This window comes from bacterium (assembly GCA_041648665.1).
In the GTDB taxonomy this organism is placed as follows: Bacteria; UBA10199; UBA10199; order 2-02-FULL-44-16; family JAAZCA01; genus JAFGMW01.
Genome location: JBAZOP010000061.1, coordinates 1 through 17,499, shown reverse-complemented (window position 1 = coordinate 17,499; position 17,499 = coordinate 1). Strand labels below are relative to the sequence as shown.

At 57.8% G+C, this 17,499-nt stretch carries 18 protein-coding genes and 1 tRNA gene; 4 read left to right on the top strand and 15 right to left on the bottom strand.

The annotated features are described in order from the left end of the window. Together WC683_14710 and WC683_14705 are read right to left on the bottom strand one after the other, a co-directional pair. Positions 1-208 (bottom strand): hypothetical protein (locus tag WC683_14710; protein MFA4973860.1); only part of this gene is annotated, 208 nt, incomplete at its 3' end. Next, on the bottom strand, positions 205-1,599 hold the full coding sequence (locus WC683_14705; protein ID MFA4973859.1) for a pitrilysin family protein: 1,395 nt from the start codon (positions 1,597-1,599) through the stop codon (positions 205-207). The genes WC683_14710 and WC683_14705, both read right to left, overlap by 4 nt. A gap of 346 nt (positions 1,600-1,945) precedes the next feature. Here WC683_14705 and WC683_14700 point away from each other — a divergent pair, with 346 nt between their 5' ends. Continuing rightward, complete coding sequence (locus tag WC683_14700; GenBank protein ID MFA4973858.1) at positions 1,946-2,137, top strand: hypothetical protein; 192 nt, start codon at positions 1,946-1,948, stop codon at positions 2,135-2,137. On the opposite strand, the gene speB is transcribed toward WC683_14700, so the two are convergent. The 7 genes from speB to WC683_14665 all read right to left on the bottom strand — a co-directional run bounded on the left by speB (position 2,131) and on the right by WC683_14665 (position 8,465). Further along, entirely contained in the window at positions 2,131-3,003 is an 873-nt protein-coding gene (gene speB, locus WC683_14695; protein MFA4973857.1) for an agmatinase, read from the bottom strand. The two genes, WC683_14700 and speB, sit on opposite strands and share 7 nt — an antisense overlap. A 10-nt stretch (positions 3,004-3,013) precedes the next feature. Next, positions 3,014-3,565 (bottom strand): arginine decarboxylase, pyruvoyl-dependent, encoded by a 552-nt coding sequence (locus WC683_14690; GenBank protein MFA4973856.1) that lies wholly within the window; start codon positions 3,563-3,565, stop codon positions 3,014-3,016. Between the two features lie 419 nt (positions 3,566-3,984). Beyond that, on the bottom strand, positions 3,985-4,929 hold the full coding sequence (locus tag WC683_14685; protein ID MFA4973855.1) for a DMT family transporter: 945 nt from the start codon (positions 4,927-4,929) through the stop codon (positions 3,985-3,987). A 13-nt stretch (positions 4,930-4,942) separates the two neighbouring features. After that, positions 4,943-5,704 (bottom strand): nickel pincer cofactor biosynthesis protein LarB, encoded by a 762-nt coding sequence (gene larB, locus WC683_14680; GenBank protein ID MFA4973854.1) that lies wholly within the window; start codon positions 5,702-5,704, stop codon positions 4,943-4,945. A gap of 7 nt (positions 5,705-5,711) precedes the next feature. Further along, on the bottom strand, positions 5,712-6,500 hold the full coding sequence (larE, locus tag WC683_14675; GenBank protein ID MFA4973853.1) for an ATP-dependent sacrificial sulfur transferase LarE: 789 nt from the start codon (positions 6,498-6,500) through the stop codon (positions 5,712-5,714). Next, entirely contained in the window at positions 6,497-7,147 is a 651-nt protein-coding gene (locus WC683_14670; protein ID MFA4973852.1) for an HAD hydrolase-like protein, read from the bottom strand. Before WC683_14670 ends, larE begins: the two co-directional genes overlap by 4 nt. A 94-nt stretch (positions 7,148-7,241) precedes the next feature. After that, positions 7,242-8,465 carry a PD-(D/E)XK nuclease family protein gene (locus tag WC683_14665; GenBank protein ID MFA4973851.1) on the bottom strand — a complete coding sequence of 408 codons (1,224 nt, stop codon included), beginning with the start codon at positions 8,463-8,465 and terminating at the stop codon, positions 7,242-7,244. Between the two features lie 133 nt (positions 8,466-8,598). Between WC683_14665 and WC683_14660 the strand changes: the two genes are divergently transcribed. Then, positions 8,599-9,078 carry a hypothetical protein gene (locus WC683_14660; GenBank protein MFA4973850.1) on the top strand — a complete coding sequence of 160 codons (480 nt, stop codon included), beginning with the start codon at positions 8,599-8,601 and terminating at the stop codon, positions 9,076-9,078. Between the two features lie 62 nt (positions 9,079-9,140). Here WC683_14660 and WC683_14655 read toward each other — a convergent pair whose 3' ends face one another. Beyond that, positions 9,141-11,747 carry a bifunctional aspartate kinase/diaminopimelate decarboxylase gene (locus WC683_14655; GenBank protein MFA4973849.1) on the bottom strand — a complete coding sequence of 869 codons (2,607 nt, stop codon included), beginning with the start codon at positions 11,745-11,747 and terminating at the stop codon, positions 9,141-9,143. 155 nt (positions 11,748-11,902) lie between these two features. Between WC683_14655 and WC683_14650 the strand changes: the two genes are divergently transcribed. Next, positions 11,903-13,297: an amidophosphoribosyltransferase gene (locus WC683_14650; GenBank protein MFA4973848.1), complete on the top strand. Its 1,395-nt coding sequence runs from the start codon at positions 11,903-11,905 to the stop codon at positions 13,295-13,297. Here the strand turns inward: WC683_14650 and WC683_14645 are convergent. The 4 genes from WC683_14645 to WC683_14630 all read right to left on the bottom strand — a co-directional run bounded on the left by WC683_14645 (position 13,213) and on the right by WC683_14630 (position 16,072). Then, a complete protein-coding gene (locus tag WC683_14645) occupies positions 13,213-14,295 on the bottom strand; it encodes a hypothetical protein (GenBank protein ID MFA4973847.1) in 1,083 nt (360 codons plus the stop codon). The two genes, WC683_14650 and WC683_14645, sit on opposite strands and share 85 nt — an antisense overlap. Before the next feature lie 100 nt (positions 14,296-14,395). After that, positions 14,396-14,472: transfer RNA gene (locus tag WC683_14640), tRNA-Met, on the bottom strand. 38 nt (positions 14,473-14,510) lie between these two features. Further along, positions 14,511-15,071, bottom strand: coding sequence for a DnaJ domain-containing protein (locus WC683_14635; protein ID MFA4973846.1), 561 nt, complete (start codon positions 15,069-15,071; stop codon positions 14,511-14,513). Further along, positions 15,071-16,072, bottom strand: coding sequence for a tRNA 4-thiouridine(8) synthase ThiI (locus WC683_14630; protein ID MFA4973845.1), 1,002 nt, complete (start codon positions 16,070-16,072; stop codon positions 15,071-15,073). The genes WC683_14635 and WC683_14630 overlap by 1 nt, the downstream gene beginning before the upstream one ends. 93 nt (positions 16,073-16,165) lie before the next feature. Between WC683_14630 and WC683_14625 the strand changes: the two genes are divergently transcribed. Beyond that, on the top strand, positions 16,166-17,158 hold the full coding sequence (locus WC683_14625; protein ID MFA4973844.1) for an HD domain-containing phosphohydrolase: 993 nt from the start codon (positions 16,166-16,168) through the stop codon (positions 17,156-17,158). A gap of 45 nt (positions 17,159-17,203) precedes the next feature. On the opposite strand, the gene WC683_14620 is transcribed toward WC683_14625, so the two are convergent. Next, positions 17,204-17,398 carry a hypothetical protein gene (locus WC683_14620; GenBank protein ID MFA4973843.1) on the bottom strand — a complete coding sequence of 65 codons (195 nt, stop codon included), beginning with the start codon at positions 17,396-17,398 and terminating at the stop codon, positions 17,204-17,206. Between the last annotated feature and the right edge of the window lie 101 nt (positions 17,399-17,499).

Genomic DNA, 17,499 nt, shown 5'->3' with positions numbered 1-17,499 from the left:
CCTCAGCCTTGACTATGGGAAGGGCGGTGTCCGACAGGAGATAACACCTCATGCCGTTCGAGAGATCCAGCACCCTGACATCAGGGGCGCTGACTTCCGGAAGCGCCGACCTCTCCAGATCCGCTATATATCGGGATGCCGCACCCGCATCGCGGGAAAACGCGACAGCGCAGAGGAGGACGGCGATGTATGCGAAGGCCCTTCTCATCGTTTCCTCTTCCTCTCCAGAATTATACGGTTCGAATCCACGAAGTATTTTCTGGCCACCGACTGCACGTCCTCGGGCGTCACCCCGGATATCTTCTCAGGGTATTCGCCCAGGAGCCTCCAGTCGTCGAACACGGTTTCAAAATGGGCTAGTTGCTCGGCGAACGTTTCGTTGCTGTCCATCGCGAACATGATGGCTGAGGTCACCGTCTTGCGGACACGCTCCATCTCCTCCTCGTCCACCGGCTCGTCTCGAAGCCTTGCTATCTCCTCCTCGATTGCATCCAGTATCTTGCCCGTGGATTTGCCCTTCAGGGGTTCGATCCATATCATGAAGAGGTTGGGCGACCTGGAGCCGGGGAAGCCGTCGCTGCAGAATATCTCCTTCGCCATCCTCTCGTCGAAGACAAGCCTCTTCTTCAGCCTGCTGGAGCTCCCCTCGCAGAGGAGGGTCGCCATTATGTCGAACGAGTACTCAGCCGGATCGGGGAGCGTAGGCTTGTGAAATGCGATCGCTATAGCCGGGGCTGCGGCGAACTCGAGCGAGGCGCTGCGACCCCCTGTGTTTGAGCTTTTTGAATGGGGCTGCGCAGGCCTCTGTCTGGCCGGATATCTGCCGAATTCCCTCTGCAAGATAGCTTTGGCCCCTGCCACGTCCAGGTCGCCGACGATCACCCCGACCATGTTGGAGGGAACGTAATTGCGTTCATGGAAGGCCCTTGCGTCTGCTGTCGTGAACCCCATCACGTCTGATTCCGAGCCGATGGTTGGCCAGCTGTAGCCGCCCTTTTCAAATGCGGTAGCGAGGAGCTTCTCCACGAAAGCGCCGTCAGGGTCGTCGTCCACTCCGCTCCTGCGCTCTTCCGCTATAACGCTTCGCTCCGTGTAGAAATCGCGATACGCGGGGTTGAAGACGATCTCTGCGGTCACTGCCGCCCAGAGGCCCAGCCTGCTCGAAGGCATGCTGGCGTGAAATGCGGTGAGGTCTTTGCTGGTGTAGGCATTGATCCCCTTGCCGCCGTTGCGCATCAGGATTTCCCACACCTCATTGTCGGACTGATATTTTGCCGCCTCCTTTTTGAGTGCGGCCATCTCCTTGCCTATCTCTTCGATCCTCTTGGCGTCCGGCTTGGCGGAGACGGTCTCTCCGGTGAGCTCCGCCCCCAGCGCCTCGATCTTATCGAGTACCGGTTTCTCTTTTGCCCAGTCCTTTGTGCCGATCCGGCTCGTGCCCTTGAAGGCCATGTGCTCGAACATGTGCGCAAGCCCTGTCTTTCCCGACGCCTCGTCCATGCCGCCCGCGCGGATCATGACCATGCCGGAGAAGACAGGCGCCTGTTCCCTGCGCACGACGAGCCAGCGCATGCCGTTTGAGAGCCGAAATTCCGTCACATGACTCGCAAGATCAAATCCCAGCGCATCAAAGGGGAACAAAATCGCCGAAACGATCATCAAAGCCAGCATTTGAAGTCTGATAGACAAATCCCAAACTCCTCGATGGTTCGGAGAAATCGTTTGAAACTCGACTCGTTAGCAGATTGGAGGGGCATGCTCAAGGGGCAAATAAATTTGTTCATCATTTATAAAAATTCATTAAATATCTTTATATGTACTTGACTTGATATAAGATATACATAAAATATATCTAAATTAAGCTTAATTATGCATAGGTTATAGAAGTTTATTTTATAGAAATATCAACAAGTTAGATACTGGGGCAGGATCCAAGGAGGGGGAAATGGATCCGTATCTAAAAGCAATGTGCGTCGAGGTCCTGCAGGGCAACGTGGACAGTGAACGATTCGCCTGGCTCCTCATCGACACCGGCATCATCCTGGACAGCCACGAGTGGGATGTTGCCAATCACCTGCTCAGGCAGGGAGACGCGATAGCGTCCCTCACCCAGAAATTCGGCTACACCGTTCAGTGATTCCCGAGATATCCGATGCACTTATAGGCCAGCTTCGCCACGAGGAAGTCCGACGCGTGCATCCCCTCGCGCGGCGCCAACTCCACGATGTCGATGCCGACCGTCTTTTTGCGGCTCATGACGAGCCTGAGAAACTCCGTGACCTCGTACCATCCCATGCCGCCTGGCTCGGGGGTTCCGGTCATGGGGACCACCGAGGAATCGAAGGCGTCCACGTCGATCGTGATGTAGATCTTCTCCGTTTTTATCTCGGCCAGCGCCTTCTTCATCCAGTCGGGGTCCTTGCGCATCCGGTGCGCGAAGAAAACCGGAAGGCGGTCGCGCTCGATCCACGCCGCCTCCTCGCGCGAAAGGTTGCGGATGCCTACCTGGACGGCCGGCGCGAGTTCCCTCACCCTCGCCATGGCGCAGGCGTGGCTCATCGGCTCGCCGTCGTATTCCTGTCTCAAGTCCGCATGCGCGTCGAACTGCAGCACGGTCGTGTCCCGGTGAATCCTCTGGAGCGCAGCGAATATCGCGGGCGTCACGGAGTGTTCGCCGCCGAGCGAAAGCGGAATCTTCCCGTCGTGCAATATCTTCAAGACGTGCGGCGCGACCCTCTCATAGAGTTCGCCGGGTGAAACGCCGGAAACATCGACCGGGTCCATAGTCGCAACCCCTATCTCGGACGGCTCGCAAGAGAGCTCCTCGTCGTACAGCTCCACCTGCTGAGAGGCCGCAATTATCGCGGCCGGCCCCTTCGAGGTTCCTCCTCCGTAACTCACGGTGGCCTCGTACGGGACCGGGAGAACCACGACGCGCGCGCGCGAATAATCGCAGTCCTTGGGCTCAAGACCCAGGAAATTATTTGTGATCGATGGTTGCATATGGATTTCCTTACGGGACGAAGATCGCCCCGGCGACGACAGTGGTCCACAACCCTTTAGAGTCGCCGACTGCGGATTGAGTTACGTTCAAGGTGCGGACGATCTCGCCGGAGATCGTCCATGTGCCCTTTCTATCGTTCCAGGACTTGTCGGCGTCGAAACCCACTCCGAGGATCGTGGCGAGCATCTCAGCGGCCAGGTCCTCGGCGTAGTCTCCGGCGGCGCGCTCGTTCTGGCCGAACGCGTGATGCTCGGAGAGATAACCGTGGAATTCCTTGTTCTTTGGCAGGGAGAGACCGACCGAAGCCGCGATCAGCCTATGGGGCTCGTTGGTCGCACAATCCGAAAGCACGCAATAGACGACCTGTCCCGGAGAAAGCCTGAGTATCCCCTCGGCCCTGTTGATGATCTTGCATCCGGGCGGGAAAATGCTGGAAACCCTGACGAGATTGAAGTGCGCGATGCGCGCCTGTCTGAGGGCCATCTCGAAACTCTGCAGCTTCTCGCGATGTTTGCCGACGCCCTTCGTGAGGTAGATTCTGTTGGGCACATATTGTGACATTGTCCGCCTCCTGCCTTAAGTTAGGCCGAATCAACCATGTATCAAAATTCGGGGTGCGCAGTTAACACAATCGATATTGCCTAACAAGGCAAAAACCCAAATAGACGGGACAAAAAAAACGGGAGCCCGATTGGGCCCCCGGCGTAAGCTCTCCTTGAGGAGACTTACTTCCTCTTCTTGCGGGAAACCTTCTTCTTCTTCTTCGCTACCTTCTTCCTCTTTTTGGTGACCTTTTTCTTCTTTGTCACCTTTTTCTTCTTCTTTACCATTTCCCCCTCCTTTGAAAAAGGTTAGAATTTCAATCGCTTATCAATTCCAGAGTAATTATAATGAATTACATCATTTGAGTCAAACTTTTTTCAACAATTATGCACAATTATATCTAATTTAAGCTGAACTTGGATTGTGGATATTCAGTGTCAAAGCGCATCTGCGGGCATTACGAAATCTTTTGTGGCCAACGCTCTTCCGTTCTTTTTCGCATACCTGATGTGCCCTGTCACGGCGACCGCCATGCCTGCGATGCACAGCGCACCGCCCCAGATAACGCGGTTGTCGATCGGTTCGCCCAACGCCGCGGTCGCGATGAGCATGCCTGCGATCGGTTGTATGAAGATGGTGAACTCCATGACCGAGAGCGGCACATGGCGCAGCACCGCAACCCAGACCGAGTAACCCAACGCGGTGCAGATGACGGCGAGGTAGCCGATGGAAAAGATCCCGGCCCTGTCGATCGCAAGGCTGAATCCGTTTTTGAAGTGCATCGGAATCGCAAGGGTGAGCGAGGCGACCAGGAGCACGCCCGCCAGGAGCACGACCACTGGCCTGCGTTTCGACGCCGGCTTGAGCATTATCGAAAAAAGCCCTTCCGACATGAGGCCTATGACTATGAGCGCGTTGCCCAGTCCCACGCCGCTGTCCGGGAGACCCCCGGCCGCGATATCGAAACCCGAAAGCCTTACGAGACCCGCGATCGCGATGACAAGGCCAAGGATCGTGCTCATGAGCATGCGTTCCTTGAGGAAGATGCAAGCCAGGATGATCGCCCAGACCGGCTCGAACACATACAGCAGCGAGGCGTCGGAAGCGTGCGACATCTCCACGCCGATCACGGTGAGATAGCTGGAGAGGGCGATGCATATCCCGGAGGATGCGACCCGCAACCCATCGCGCCAGCCGATCCTGAGGTCATAGCGCCTGATCGCTATCCAACCGGCCAGGATTATGAAACCGATGGAGAGGCGCCAAAAGACGAGAGAGAGGGGATCGAGTGAGGCCAGCCCGTACTTCATCACGGAGTACGAGCCTGCCCAGAATAAATTCATGACTGCGAGCAGGGCGATCCACACGGCCGGGCTTGCCATCGCGCATCCTCCCCTACCCGTTATCCTGCATCATTCTCAGGATGCGGATCGCGGCGCACGCTGCCCCGAAACCGTTGTCGATGTTCACGACTGAAACGCCCTCGGAACATGTGTTGAGCATTCCGAGAAGTGCTGCGATCCCCTTGAAGCTCGCTCCATAGCCGATGCTGGTCGGCACCGCTATGATCGGAGCGCCGACGAGGCCGCCGACTACGCCGGGCAACGCTCCCTCCATGCCCGCGACCACGATCAGTGCATCCGATTGCTTTATCTCCTCAAGACACGAGAGCAGCCTGTGCAGCCCTGCGATGCCCACATCGTAATGGCGGTTTGGCTCGACTCCGAAGAACTGCGCTGTGCGGCACGCCTCCTCCGCGACTGCGAGGTCCGCAGTGCCCGCCGCCAGCACGGCCAGCTTCCCGGGCAAAGGCTCCGGCGTCATCTTCATCAGCCTGAACGTGCGGCTCTGCTCGTCGAAGTCGATCCCGCGGAATTCCTTTGCCAGCATCTCGCAGAGCCGGCCATCCGCCCTTGTCCCCAAGACGTTGAGCCCGCGGGTCGAGGCATCTGCAACGATCGCCTTCACGTGCTCCGGCCTCTTGCCCTCGCAGAAGATCACCTCCGCGAAGCCGTTCCTGAGCGGCCTGTGTCCATCATGCTTTGCAAAGCCCATGTCGACGAACGGGAGAACGGAGAGACGATCCAGCGCCTCCGCAGCGGTCAACGCGCCCTTTGCCACCTCGTCCAGCAGTCTCTTAATATCCGCCTTTTCCATGATCCCTTCAGCCCTTCGCGCCGCCCGTGCGGTAGCCTGTCAGATCCAGGGCTACGAACTTCCACCCGAGCTCGCCCAGTTTTTCCGCTATCTCGCTCCTCGCCCTCGCGACCGTGTCGATCTCGTCCTCGCCGACCTCGATCCTCGCGATCTCGCCATGATGGCGCACCCTCACCTGGCTTACGCCAGACGCGCGCACCGCATCCTCGGCCAAATCGATCCGCCGCAGCAGATCGCGGGTGATGGGGATGCCCGCGGGGATCCTCGAAGCGAGACACGCGGCAGAGGGCTTATCCGCAGTGGGTATGCGGAGCTCTCTCGCAATGGTCCTCACATCCTCTTTGGTCAGGCCGGCGTCGATCAGGGGGGTGACCGCCCTCGCGTTCTCCTCGGTCGCCCGCCTCCCTGGCCTGTGGCCATCGAGGTCGGAGAGGTTCGTCCCTTCGACCACGAATTTGAACCCCTTCTCGTCCGCAAGCGCAATCATTCTCTCGAGCAGATGCCGCTTGCAGAAATAGCATCGGTCATCCGGATTTGCCGCATAATCTTGATCCAAGAGTTCGTTCGTCTCGACAAACGCGTGAGGAAGCTTAAGCTGCTCTGAAAGGGCGACGCACAACATGCGGTCGGTCGACTGAAGGCTCGGGGACACGGCAGTCGCCGCTATCATCCGGTCCGCAAGCTCCGCACGAGCGAGCACGGCCAGCAGCGAGGAATCCACGCCGCCTGAAAAAGCAACGACGGCGCTCTCCAGTTTGCGGAGGCGCCGCCTCAGATCGTCCAGTTTATCGTTCATGTCGCGGTGAGCAGATATTGCCTCAGTTCCCCGACCGTCTCTGCGATTTTGTCGGCACCTGCCTGCACCAGCTCTTCTTTAGTGCCGTAGCCGTAGGAGACGCCGATCGTGGGGCATGAGCATCTCTTCGCAGCCTCTATGTCCACGCCGCGGTCGCCTATAATGATCGCCTTCTTCAGCTTCTCGTTCTTCATCGCGTACTTGAGGACGTCGCCTTTGCTCGACCGCGTTCCGCCCAGCTCGCTTCCATAGACCGAGGTGAACAGGGGCTTGATGCCGAGGTGGTCGAGAACCATGTCGCACGAGACCTGCGGCTTGATCGAGGCGATGACTATATTGCCGCGCTGCGACACCGCCTCGAGCAACCCCACTATGCCCGGATAAAGGCGATGTTCGGCTATGCCCTCCTTGTGGAAGCGCTCCCTGTACGAGTCCACGCATTGCTTGAGGAAGCGCTTGTCCTTGCGGCCGGTGATCTCCGCAAATACCGTCTCGAGGTTGAAGCCTATGTAGCGCTTGAGCCGCTCGATCGGCACGGACTTCATGCCGTGCTTCTTGAGAGCGAAGTTTATGCAGCGCGGGATGGCGGTGCCCGGGTTGACTACAGTGCCATCGAGATCAAAGATGAAGTTGATATTTATGGCCATAGGCGGGGCTCTATATCCTGAGTGGCTTTTGGCTTTCAAGTAAAAAGTGGTAATATGTGGATTTTATTGAAGGATTCGGTCGATTTCAGAAAAATCAATCATCATCCAGATCTTTTCGCCTGGAGATCCGGACCTGTTTTATAGGCTCGATCTTGAGAAATTCCGCGAGCCCTAGCGGGATATCGCCGCTCCCCTTCCATCCAATTTCGTGGGCCATGGATTTGAGCGAGCTGAAGTTCACGTCTATCACCCTCTCCCACAGCCCCAGGCCATGCATCGCGGACTCAAAGGCAGCGCGGACAAGTTCGCCTTTCTTCGGATAGCTGACCCGTATGTCATCCTTTATGGTCAGCACGTGCGTGTCTCCAAACAGACGCTTCACCCCTTCCTGCTCCGCCTTTATGACGGCCTGAACCTTGATCCTCTCCTGCTCCAGCTCGATCTGCTTCTCCCTCTCGTGCAGCTTCCGTTTCTCTGCATCGAGTGCCGCGAACCTGTTCACCATGCCGATGGCGTCGTCCGTAGCGTACTTTTCGAGCGGAAGGTTCTCGATCGCGAACCTGTGGGCGAAGAGAGGGCATATCTTCAAAAAATCGCACCACTCGCACAGCTCCGTCTCGTGCGGAAGGAAGTCTCTGGCGGCCTCCACCTCGTCGATCCTCGCGCAGGTCCTTTTTTTCAGCTCATCCAGCTCCTCCTCGGTGCGTCTGGATTTCATCTCCATGTCAAAGGCGACATAGTGCCATACGAGATCCACTGTCTTTACAGAAGGCCAGTTCTCTCTCACCGCGATCTCGTAGAGCGCCAGTTGTTCGTCATCGTCGAGTTTTTTCTGCTCAGGGAGGAATCCTCCCGTCTTGTAGTCGTGTATCTCAAACGAGCAGTCGTCTCTGGCCATCAGTCGGTCTATGATGCAGCGGAGCCTGTATTTGCCCGAGCCGTCCAGATCCACCAGGAGTTCCCTCTCGAGGCCAAGCACCCTGCCCTGGTCGAACGGCTGATAACGGCGCCAATAGTCGTCTATGGCGCGAAGCCCCAACGCCCTTACGTCCTCGGGTTTTCTATTCGCCAAGTTCGAGAACACGTCGTCGGCAAACTCCTTATCCCACAGCTTGAGAAAGAGCTCTCTCAGCTCATCTGCCGACGGGTAAGATTGCGGCGCATGCTCGTACAGGCGCTCCATGGCCTCATGGAACCTGTTGCCCATGAAGGCCTCTATGGATCTCCTGCCCCTTTCGATGCCGTCTATATAGGCGTACTTGTATTTCAGGGGACACTGCGCAAAGGCGGCCAGTCGGCTATATGAGTATATGGGCATCCACATGGCTTTTAGATGAGCCTCTTCCCCTCTGCAAGTGCTTGATTCAATAAAAAGAAATATAAGATCAGGCTTGACTGTGGAGCCCTATTTGTTTATAGATTTGGCGCTAATAACCCAAAAGGAGGATTTGATGAGCACCACAACGAAAAGATCCCCGAACACCATGAGTTCCACGCAGGTGACCAGGGAGACCAGGACGACCGGATACGCAGCACGCACGACCGGAGAGCTTCTGATAGTGGCGACGAACACCAGCACAAACTACACCACCATCACCAGCCCGCTGAACAGAAACAATGTAAACCTCGAGTGCTTCACCACCTACAAGTGGGGCAACGAGACCTGCTTCAGGCTCGTGACAGACAACAACAAAAAGGCGTACGAGGTTCTGAAGTCGGCAGGCTACAACGTCCAGGAGACACCGGTCACGCTCTGGTACACCAAGAACGAGCCGGGTCGCTTCAACAAAGCGGCCGATGCGCTGGCAAAGGCTCACATCGACACCTATTGCACCTACTCCACGGCCATGCCTGATTCGAACACAATGGTCATCGCGTTCGACACCAACGACCCGAACAGGACGTCAGAGGTGTTGAGCAAGATAAAGTAAAGTATAGGATCTGAAAAAATCAGGGGCGCTGCGATGCGCCCCTTTTTTTTACATCTCTTCAACTATGCCTTTAGAAAATGTTCTTCCGCTGGAGCTCTCAAGTTATACGATGAGCTCATCACGCGCCCGTAGGCTCCTGCGGTCCCGATGAGTATCACGTCCCCTTCCCGAGGCTCTGGCATGCGCCTGTCGTGGCCGAGCACATCTCCGGATTCGCATATGGGGCCGACCACGTCCGCAGTGGCCACAGGCGGTTCGTCGAGCCTGGTGAGGTTCACGATCTCGTGATAAGCCCCGTAGAGGGCCGGCCTGATCAGGGTGTTCATCCCGGCATCTATGCCCACATAGCGGTAGTCGCCCTTTGTCTTCGTCTGCGTGACCTTTGCGAGCAGGACCCCGGCCTCGGCCACCAAGTACCTGCCTGGCTCGATCCACAGCTCGCAGCGCGGGTTTGCGCGCTTTGCCCTGCAGAGCGTGGAGTCGACCTCCCGCAGGTCCAGCGGCTCCACACCCGGCTTCTCCACCACCCCGAGACCGCCGCCCAGATCCAGGACCCTCACTTCAGGGAATCGCTCGGCGATCTGGGCAAGGAACATAGCTGTATTGCTCCACGTCTCCGCTTTGAAGATGTTGCTCCCCACGTGGGCGTGCAGCCCCACGATCTTCGCTCCGGAGGATTTCACGAGGGAGTGAAGCTCGTCGAACTGGTCGGGCGAAATTCCGAATTTTGATTTGGCCCCTGCGGTGTGCACGAACTCGTGGTGTCCCCTCCCTTTGCCCGGATCTATCCTCAAAAAGATTTTCCTGCCCTTGAAGAGCTCCGGCCACGCGGATAGGGGAAAGAGGTTGTCCAGCGTCACCGTCGCGCCGAGCTTGAGCGCCATCTGGTACTCCGACCTGGAGGCGAAGTTGGGCGTGAAGAGGATCCTCGCCGGATCCATGCCCTTGAACAGGGAGATCGCTTGCTCCAGCTCGCCAGGCGAGACGCACTCGAAACCGAGTCCTGCATCGTACGACTCCTTCAGGATCGCCGGGTGCGGGTTGGCCTTGAGCGAATAGAAGATCCTGTCCAGCGACTCCATTGACTTGAGCTGCTCGATCTGCGCTCGCACCGTCGCACCGTCATAGACATAAAGGGGCGTGCGGCCCGCTGCGAGCGAAAGCAGCTCGTCCCTCTTCTTTCGCCACCACCTGGGCCGGGACTCGGATCGCGAATCCCCTGCGGTCCCTCGTATCTCGTCCCAGGTCGGCCCAAGTATGGAACTTTTCTTCTTCTGGCCGAAGAGGCTGCCGTGAAGCTCGCGCACGAGCCTCTGGGCCTGTTCGTCGTTGACCACGAACGTGACGTTCAAATCATTGGCTGCCTGCGAGACGAGGTATATCTTCTGCTCCTCGAAGACCTCGAGGGCGGGCGCGATCCTGTGGAGTATCGCACGTATGTCCTTGCCGACCAGGCTCACCGCAGCGCAGGACTCTATTGCCCTGGCGTGGCAGATGCGGCCGAGGTCGAGGAGCAGCGCCGGCAAGAGCTCCGGCCCCATGGCGTTATGGGCCTTGTCGATCGTGACCGTGACGTTTGTCTCGGACGTGGAGACCAGATCGATGGAGAGGTTGTGTCTTTTGAAGCACTCGAACGCGCTGGCCAGAAAACCGACCTCCTGCCACATGTCCACCGTCTCCATCGTGACCAGGGTGATTCCAGACCTCGAGGAGATCGCCTTCACCTGCGCCCCGGCCTTCACCGCGTCCCTGGAGACGACCGTGCCCTGCATATGGGGGTACGAGAGGCAGTGGATGGAGAGAGGTATGCCGTGTCTGCGCACCGGCGCCAGGCACCTCGGGTGCAAAACCTTTGCGCCGGATGATGCGATCTCCTGCGCCTCGTCGTAGTCCAGCGATTTGATGAGATGCGCGTCCGGGACATGGGTAGGGTTGGCAGTGAACATCCCCGGCACGTCGGTCCATATCTCGCAGCGCTCGGCGCCAAGCTTCGCGGCGAAGTAGGAGGCCGATGTGTCTGATCCGCCGCGGCCGAGGAGCACGGTGTCGCCGGCGGTGTCGCGTGCGATGAATCCCTGCGTCATCACCACTTGCGATGGAATCGAGGAGATGTGTTCGCAGAGGGCTGGATCCCTCTCGGTGTCGCACGCCGCATGCAGGTAGAGCTGCCTCGCGCCTGCGCCGGGCCTCTGGATGGAGACGAGCAGGTCGCGGGCGTCGGCCCACTGCGCGTCGATACCTCGCCTGCGCATATATGCGGCGCCAAGCCGGGTCGAAAGAAGCTCCCCCTGCGCCATGACCCTGGCCCTGAGCCTTGGGGTCACCTCCCTGATCATCGAAGCGCCTGTCACCAGCCTCTTGAGCTCCTCGATGCAGGATTCGATCTCGCCGCGATCCACGGCGAGCTCTTCGGCGAGCGCTGCGTGTCTTGCGACTATGCGATCGAGGGCCCCCTCGGGGGAGCCCTTGAGTGAGCCGGCCAGCAGCCTCTCCAGCTCGTCGGATATGCCGCTGACCGCGGAGCAGACTACGAGCGGACGCTTCCCCTCGGCCAGCCTGGTCTCTACAATGGAGGCGATGGTTTCCCAGCAATCAAGGTTGGATACGCTGGTGCCTCCGAACTTGAGCACGACCCACGGCACAGGTCGGCGATCGCCTGAAGATGACATCTTTCCTCCCCGTTGCACGCATGCATTATTTTATTTATCGTTTAAAATCAAGCTCCTTTAATCTTCGATGCGGCATTGCTGAAATCTCTCTTTGCTCTGGACAGACGAGCTCATTTAAGAATAAAAATCCCACTTCATCTTGAAAGGAGAACACAATGACAGGCATTTACGGATGCGTCGGACAGGGCAGCTGTCTCGATTCGCTCTTCTACGGCACGGATTATCACTCGCATCTCGGCACGCAGTACGGCGGCATGGCCGTCTGGGGCGACGAGCTCAGGCGCAAGATCCATTCGATACGCTCGAGCCAGTTCAAGTCAAAATTCAACGAGGAGAGGTCGGACCTCGAGGGCGACAAGGGCATCGGGGCCGTCAGCGCAGCCCAGGAGCAGCCGATCTGCCTCAACTCCCGTTTCGGCAGCTTCGCCATCGTCATGAACGGTTGGATCGACAACGCTGACCGCCTCGCGAAGGGGCTGCTCGAGAGCGGTCACTCGTTCTCAGAGGTCAGGCGTGGAAAGATCAACCAGATAGAGGTGATCGCCAAGATCATCAACACGGGCAAGGACATCGCGGACGGTATCGAACAGGTCTTCAAGCACATCGACGGTTCCTGTTCGATGCTGATACTGACCGAAGAGGGCCTTTACGCCGCGAGGGATCGTTACGGCTACACGCCGCTCGTGCTGGGCAGAAACAAACAGAGCTGGGCAGTGACCACTGAGAGCGGCGCGCTCACGAATCAGGGATATGAGATCGAGAAATACCTGGGCGCCGGAGAGGTCCTCTTCATCAACGAGCATGGCCCCAAGGTCATAAGAAAAGCAGGCGACCGCTGCAAGACCTGCTCCTTCCTTTGGATATACACCGGTTTCCCCAGCTCGTGCTACGAAGGCATCAACGCTGAAGTCGTCCGCGAGCGCTGCGGCCGCTGCCTCGCAAGGCGCGACGACGTGAAGGCGGATATAGTCGCAGGAGTTCCGGAGTCGGGCGTGGCGCACGCGGTCGGCTACGCCATGGAGTCCGGCATCCCCTACCGCAGGCCGCTGGTCAAGTACACGCCCGGCTACGGCCGCAGCTACACGCCGCCCTCACAAGAGGAGCGCGACCGCGTCGCGAAGATGAAGCTGATCGCCGTGCGTGACCTCATCGACGGCAAGAAGGTGCTGATCTGCGAAGACTCGATTGTGCGCGGAACCCAGCTCAAGAACTTCACCGCGCAGAAGTTGTGGGCAAACGGGGCAAAGGAGTTGCACGTAAGGCCTGCCTGCCCGCCGCTCATGTTCCCGTGCAAATTCAACATCTCCACCCGTTCGGCGGACGAGCTCATCGCACGCAGGGCGATCGACGCTATCGAAGGCAGGCACGTGGAGGACGTTTCGGCCTATCTAGACGAGGATGGAGAGAAATACGGGCGCATGGTGGAATGGATCCAGAAGGACATCGGCGTGACCTCCATCCGCTATCAGCGCCTCGGCGACATGATCAGCGCCATAGGCCTGCCGAAGGAAAAATTGTGCACGTACTGCTGGACAGGAGATGAAGGCTGAAACCCCAAGAAAGACCTCAAACCTGAAAACGCAGCGCCCATAGGACCCGTGGGATCGCTCGACCCTGTATTCCGACTCGGGGGTCTCCCTTGAGGTATGGATCCGCTCGGACCTACCGTCCATTTTCCGGGCTTATTTTTTCCTGAAGTCATGTCTCTCATCTCTTGCGCAATAGCCATTTTCAGCTCCTCGATCGGCATGGACAAGAGCTCTATCCTCGTTGCCCAACGATTTTTGAGCCTCACGACCGTTTGCTCGGCCTCCCCGATCATATGACTGGCAGCCGAAACCACCCTTTCCTTCCCTTCCACCATCATCATGTAAAGCCCCCGCCTATAATAGAGCTGAGCAGCGGCTGTCTCGTGGATCGCCTTTGCAAGCAGATCGCCTGCGGTCAGCGGGGAGGACGCATTTTGCAGCCTTGCGGCGAGGTCGGCATGATAGGCTGCAGCCCTTTCAAGGTTGTCTATAGAAACAGCATGAAGGACCTTCTTCATAGCACGCACATTGCGTGCCTGCCCCCTCGCCTTCCAGTACTCCATGAGGAAAGCCGCAGGCCCTGCATTGCGGAGCAGGGTCTGCTTCTTGAGATCGCAATTGAAAACCAACACGCAGTTCCTGAACATCTCCTGTTCAAATCCCAGAAACGGATCAGGGGATTGCGCATCCAATGCGGCGAATTTCTCCTTCACATATATTGCACGCTGGTCCCAGGGCTGCAGCTTCAACAGATCGGCTTTGATCAAATCATGCATGCGTTCGGAAACTACGGTCATACGCCTTGCCCTCCACAGAGACACAAGGCTTGCCGCAGCCAATGCACCCATGACGACGAAACTTCCGGCCCCTATTCCAAAAGAGTCCTGTTGGGGCACCTGCGCAACCTCAAACTCGTTTTCCGCAGCCGCCTGCGCTTCATCGGCGTCCCCTGAGGCACGATCCGACGCGAAAATCGGCATCGCGATCGTTGCATTCCATGTCGTGACGGGTCCTGCCATCAGTGTATCTCCTGGGATAGGTATCCAAGGGGGTTTTCGACCTATCGCAGAAAATGTTGCTTAGAAAAAAAGAAAAGGGCCCCCGAAAGGGACCCCTTTTTGGTAGCGGGGACAGGATTTGAACCTGTGACCTTCAGGTTATGAGCCTGACGAGCTACCGGGCTGCTCTACCCCGCAATATGAGGGGAACCACCTACCCTTTGACCCTCGTACTGTCAAGGCCGTTTATAGCCTAGCCTATGCAGGATATCGGGTATAGGCGAGAAGAACTCAAGCCCTGCCTCGCAGCGCCACTCGCTGAAATCGTCAGAGGTCCTCATCCAGCGGACCTTCGCCTCGTAGGCGTGCCTGGGCTTTTCCGGAAAAGCTATGGCGATGTTCTGCCCGACGGTCATGAGCTTCTCAGTCCTTACGCGCATGCCGAGGGCCGAGGCATCCACGACCTTCGCAGCGAGCCATCCGTCGTCGGGTTTGGCGCAATACGCGATCTCGGCCTCCACCCTGGTGCGCGGCGCGCGCCTGTTCACCTCGTTTTCGGGCGCAAATTCTTGCGATATCTCGGCGTCGTACTGCGCCCTCTTCTCGGGATTCGAGAGCGTATCGTAAGCCGCGTTGATCGCCTTTGCGAACTCCTCGTTGCCGCCCAGGTCCGGATGCACACGCATCGTGCGCATCCAAGCGCGCCATACCGCCTGTATGATCTCCTCCGGCGCCGACGGAGTGACTCCAAGGAGCTCGTAATAGGTGCGCGTCTTTGTGCGTTCACGTGTCGCCATCATCCTATCCTCATTCCGTCAAACTCATTGCGCGCAACAGGCTTTGCCTTAATTCGGCCCTCTTCGCCCATGCGCCGTATCGCCATGTCGACTTCAAAGGCGCTGCTGTTTGAAAAACTGGCACACAGCAGAGCCGCAGTCTTTATATCATTTTCCGCGTCGGTATGCACTATGAGAACGGCCGGTCCGGGGGTGTTGTCGCATATGACGAGGATATCATCCTCCCCTGCCGCCGCCATTATCCTTTCGTTATCTTCCTTGTCTCTCCCGACTATGGCCTTGGCGCCCGAGCCCAACCTGAAGTGCCTGCCTAGCTTGAGCAGGATCGCATCGCGTTCATTCGCCGAGGGCTCATGATCAAGAAGCTCCCGAAGTCTCGCGGAGAACGCCGGATCGGTGAGGAGACAACCGCCCGCAGGCTGCACGTATTCCCTGATGCCGAATTTCTCGGTGAGCGCGATCTGCGGTTTGCGCGATCTGCCCTCTATGGCGAGCAGCCTCTCCCTGTCCACGAGCCCCATAATCTCAGGCTTCGTTGGCGCGAGAAGCTTAGCAGATAAGGGTCTGAGGAGGAACCCCTCGAAACCTGAATCGCGCGCCACCGTGTCCAGCGACTGGCGGTTTTGCGACATCGGCCGCTCTCCTAGAACCTCTCCGGTAGCTATGAAATCAAAGTTCTCCTTCGCCATCATCTCGCCGGCCCGGCGCACCATGAGGGCATGGCAGTCGATGCACGGGTTCATCTGCTTTCCGAAGCCGTGGGGAGGGCGGCGCAGGAGCTTCATTATCTCGTCGCCGATCCTCGCCACTTTGAGCTCTATCTTCAGCTGTTCCGCACCCCTCCTCGCGTTATGGGCATCGAAAAACGGGCTCTCGAAACTTAAGCCCGAGACCTCCACCCCCTGCTCCTGAAGCACCTTTACGGCGAGGAGGCTGTCCAGCCCCCCGGAAATGAGGCACAGCGCCCTTGCCTTTCCTCTCCCCTTTGCCGTCGCGATCATGAAAAGACCCTATTATGCAACATGCGGCCTTTCAACAGATTTGATGGGTTTTTGCGCGTTGACTCACAAGGCGTTCTGCCTTAAAAATCACACATGGAAAAACTCAACCTCCCCAAATTCGACAAGCCGCTGAAGGTGTTGGTGGTCGACGACGAACCCACCAACCTGCTCGTGATCGAGAAGATGCTTTCCCCTCATGACTGCATCGTGAAGAAGGCCACATCGGGCCAGCAGGCCCTGGACATGGTGTGGGATGAGCTGCCGGACGTGATATTGCTGGACGTTATGATGCCGGGCATGAACGGGTTCGAGGTATGCCGCAAGCTGAAGGGCGGCGAAAACACACGGCTCGTGCCGATCATCATAGTGACCGCGCTCCAGGAGAAGGAGGACCGCATCAAGGGCATCGAGGCGGGCTGCGACGACTTCCTCTCCAAGCCGATCGACAGGCTGGAGCTGCTGGCGCGCGTGCATGCGCTGGCCAAGGTGAAACGCTTAAACGACGATCTCGATCACGCCGAATCGGTGGTGCTGTCGCTGGCGCGCGCGGTCGAGGCGAAGGACACGACGACCGGCGATCATTGCGACAGACTCATCAGGTTGAGCGGCGCTTTCGGCAGGTTCATAAATCTCGACCAGAAACAGATCAACACCCTCGAACGCGCGAGCATTCTCCACGACGTGGGGAAGATCGGAGTCCCGGATTCCATACTCCTCAAACCGGGCAAGCTCACCGAGGACGAATGGGAGATCATGCGGCAGCACCCGATCTTCGGCGAAGAAATCTGCCATCCGCTCAAGTCGCTCTCCGACGTCTGCCCCATCATCAGGCACCATCACGAAAAATGGAACGGCACCGGCTATCCGGACGGGCTGGTCGGCGACTCCATCCCCTATCTCGCCCGCGTATTCCAGGTCATGGACGCATTCGATGCGATGATCTCGGAGCGACCATACAAGGGGGCGTTTTCGCTGGAGCAGACTATCAAGACGTTGAAGGAAGAGACCGAGAAGGGCTTCTGGGACCCCAAGATCATCGAACAGTTTTTCAAATTCTTGGAACAACATCCTGACCACGCAAAATAAAAGCGGCGCTCATTGCGCCGCTCGTAAGTCCATCATTCTGCCATTCTACTCGGTGGAGCTCTTCCTGTGCACATCCAGCCCGGCCTTCGCCAGTATCTCCAACACCTCGCTCTTGGAGCGGCCCGTCTCCCTAGCCACGTGTGCAATCTCGTCGATCAGTCCCTTGGATAGATAAAATGCGAAACTCTGCTTCTTGGTTCGCTGATCCGGTCTGGGTTTTTTCTCTATCAGGGGAGACATTTTCACCCCTCTTTCATTGCAGCCCATATCATAACATATATGAAAGCGTCAAATCAATATTTGACATATATTGTATTATATATTAGAAGTAGAGTTGGATA

What these genes read in the sequence shown, in the direction of transcription:
- WC683_14655 (MFA4973849.1), bottom strand. Translation starts at nt 11,747, where the DNA reads ATGTCATCTTCAGGCGATCGCCGACCTGTGCCGTGGGTCGTGCTCAAG.
- WC683_14685 (MFA4973855.1), bottom strand. Translation starts at nt 4,929, where the DNA reads ATGGCAAGCCCGGCCGTGTGGATCGCCCTGCTCGCAGTCATGAATTTA.
- WC683_14700 (MFA4973858.1), top strand. Translation starts at nt 1,946, where the DNA reads ATGGATCCGTATCTAAAAGCAATGTGCGTCGAGGTCCTGCAGGGCAAC.
- WC683_14625 (MFA4973844.1), top strand. Translation starts at nt 16,166, where the DNA reads ATGGAAAAACTCAACCTCCCCAAATTCGACAAGCCGCTGAAGGTGTTG.
- WC683_14665 (MFA4973851.1), bottom strand. Translation starts at nt 8,465, where the DNA reads ATGCCCATATACTCATATAGCCGACTGGCCGCCTTTGCGCAGTGTCCC.
- WC683_14670 (MFA4973852.1), bottom strand. Translation starts at nt 7,147, where the DNA reads ATGGCCATAAATATCAACTTCATCTTTGATCTCGATGGCACTGTAGTC.
- WC683_14630 (MFA4973845.1), bottom strand. Translation starts at nt 16,072, where the DNA reads ATGATCGCGACGGCAAAGGGGAGAGGAAAGGCAAGGGCGCTGTGCCTC.
- WC683_14645 (MFA4973847.1), bottom strand. Translation starts at nt 14,295, where the DNA reads ATGGCAGGACCCGTCACGACATGGAATGCAACGATCGCGATGCCGATT.
- larB (MFA4973854.1), bottom strand. Translation starts at nt 5,704, where the DNA reads ATGGAAAAGGCGGATATTAAGAGACTGCTGGACGAGGTGGCAAAGGGC.
- WC683_14660 (MFA4973850.1), top strand. Translation starts at nt 8,599, where the DNA reads ATGAGCACCACAACGAAAAGATCCCCGAACACCATGAGTTCCACGCAG.
- WC683_14620 (MFA4973843.1), bottom strand. Translation starts at nt 17,398, where the DNA reads ATGTCTCCCCTGATAGAGAAAAAACCCAGACCGGATCAGCGAACCAAG.
- larE (MFA4973853.1), bottom strand. Translation starts at nt 6,500, where the DNA reads ATGAACGATAAACTGGACGATCTGAGGCGGCGCCTCCGCAAACTGGAG.
- WC683_14650 (MFA4973848.1), top strand. Translation starts at nt 11,903, where the DNA reads ATGACAGGCATTTACGGATGCGTCGGACAGGGCAGCTGTCTCGATTCG.
- WC683_14690 (MFA4973856.1), bottom strand. Translation starts at nt 3,565, where the DNA reads ATGTCACAATATGTGCCCAACAGAATCTACCTCACGAAGGGCGTCGGC.
- speB (MFA4973857.1), bottom strand. Translation starts at nt 3,003, where the DNA reads ATGCAACCATCGATCACAAATAATTTCCTGGGTCTTGAGCCCAAGGAC.
- WC683_14635 (MFA4973846.1), bottom strand. Translation starts at nt 15,071, where the DNA reads ATGGCGACACGTGAACGCACAAAGACGCGCACCTATTACGAGCTCCTT.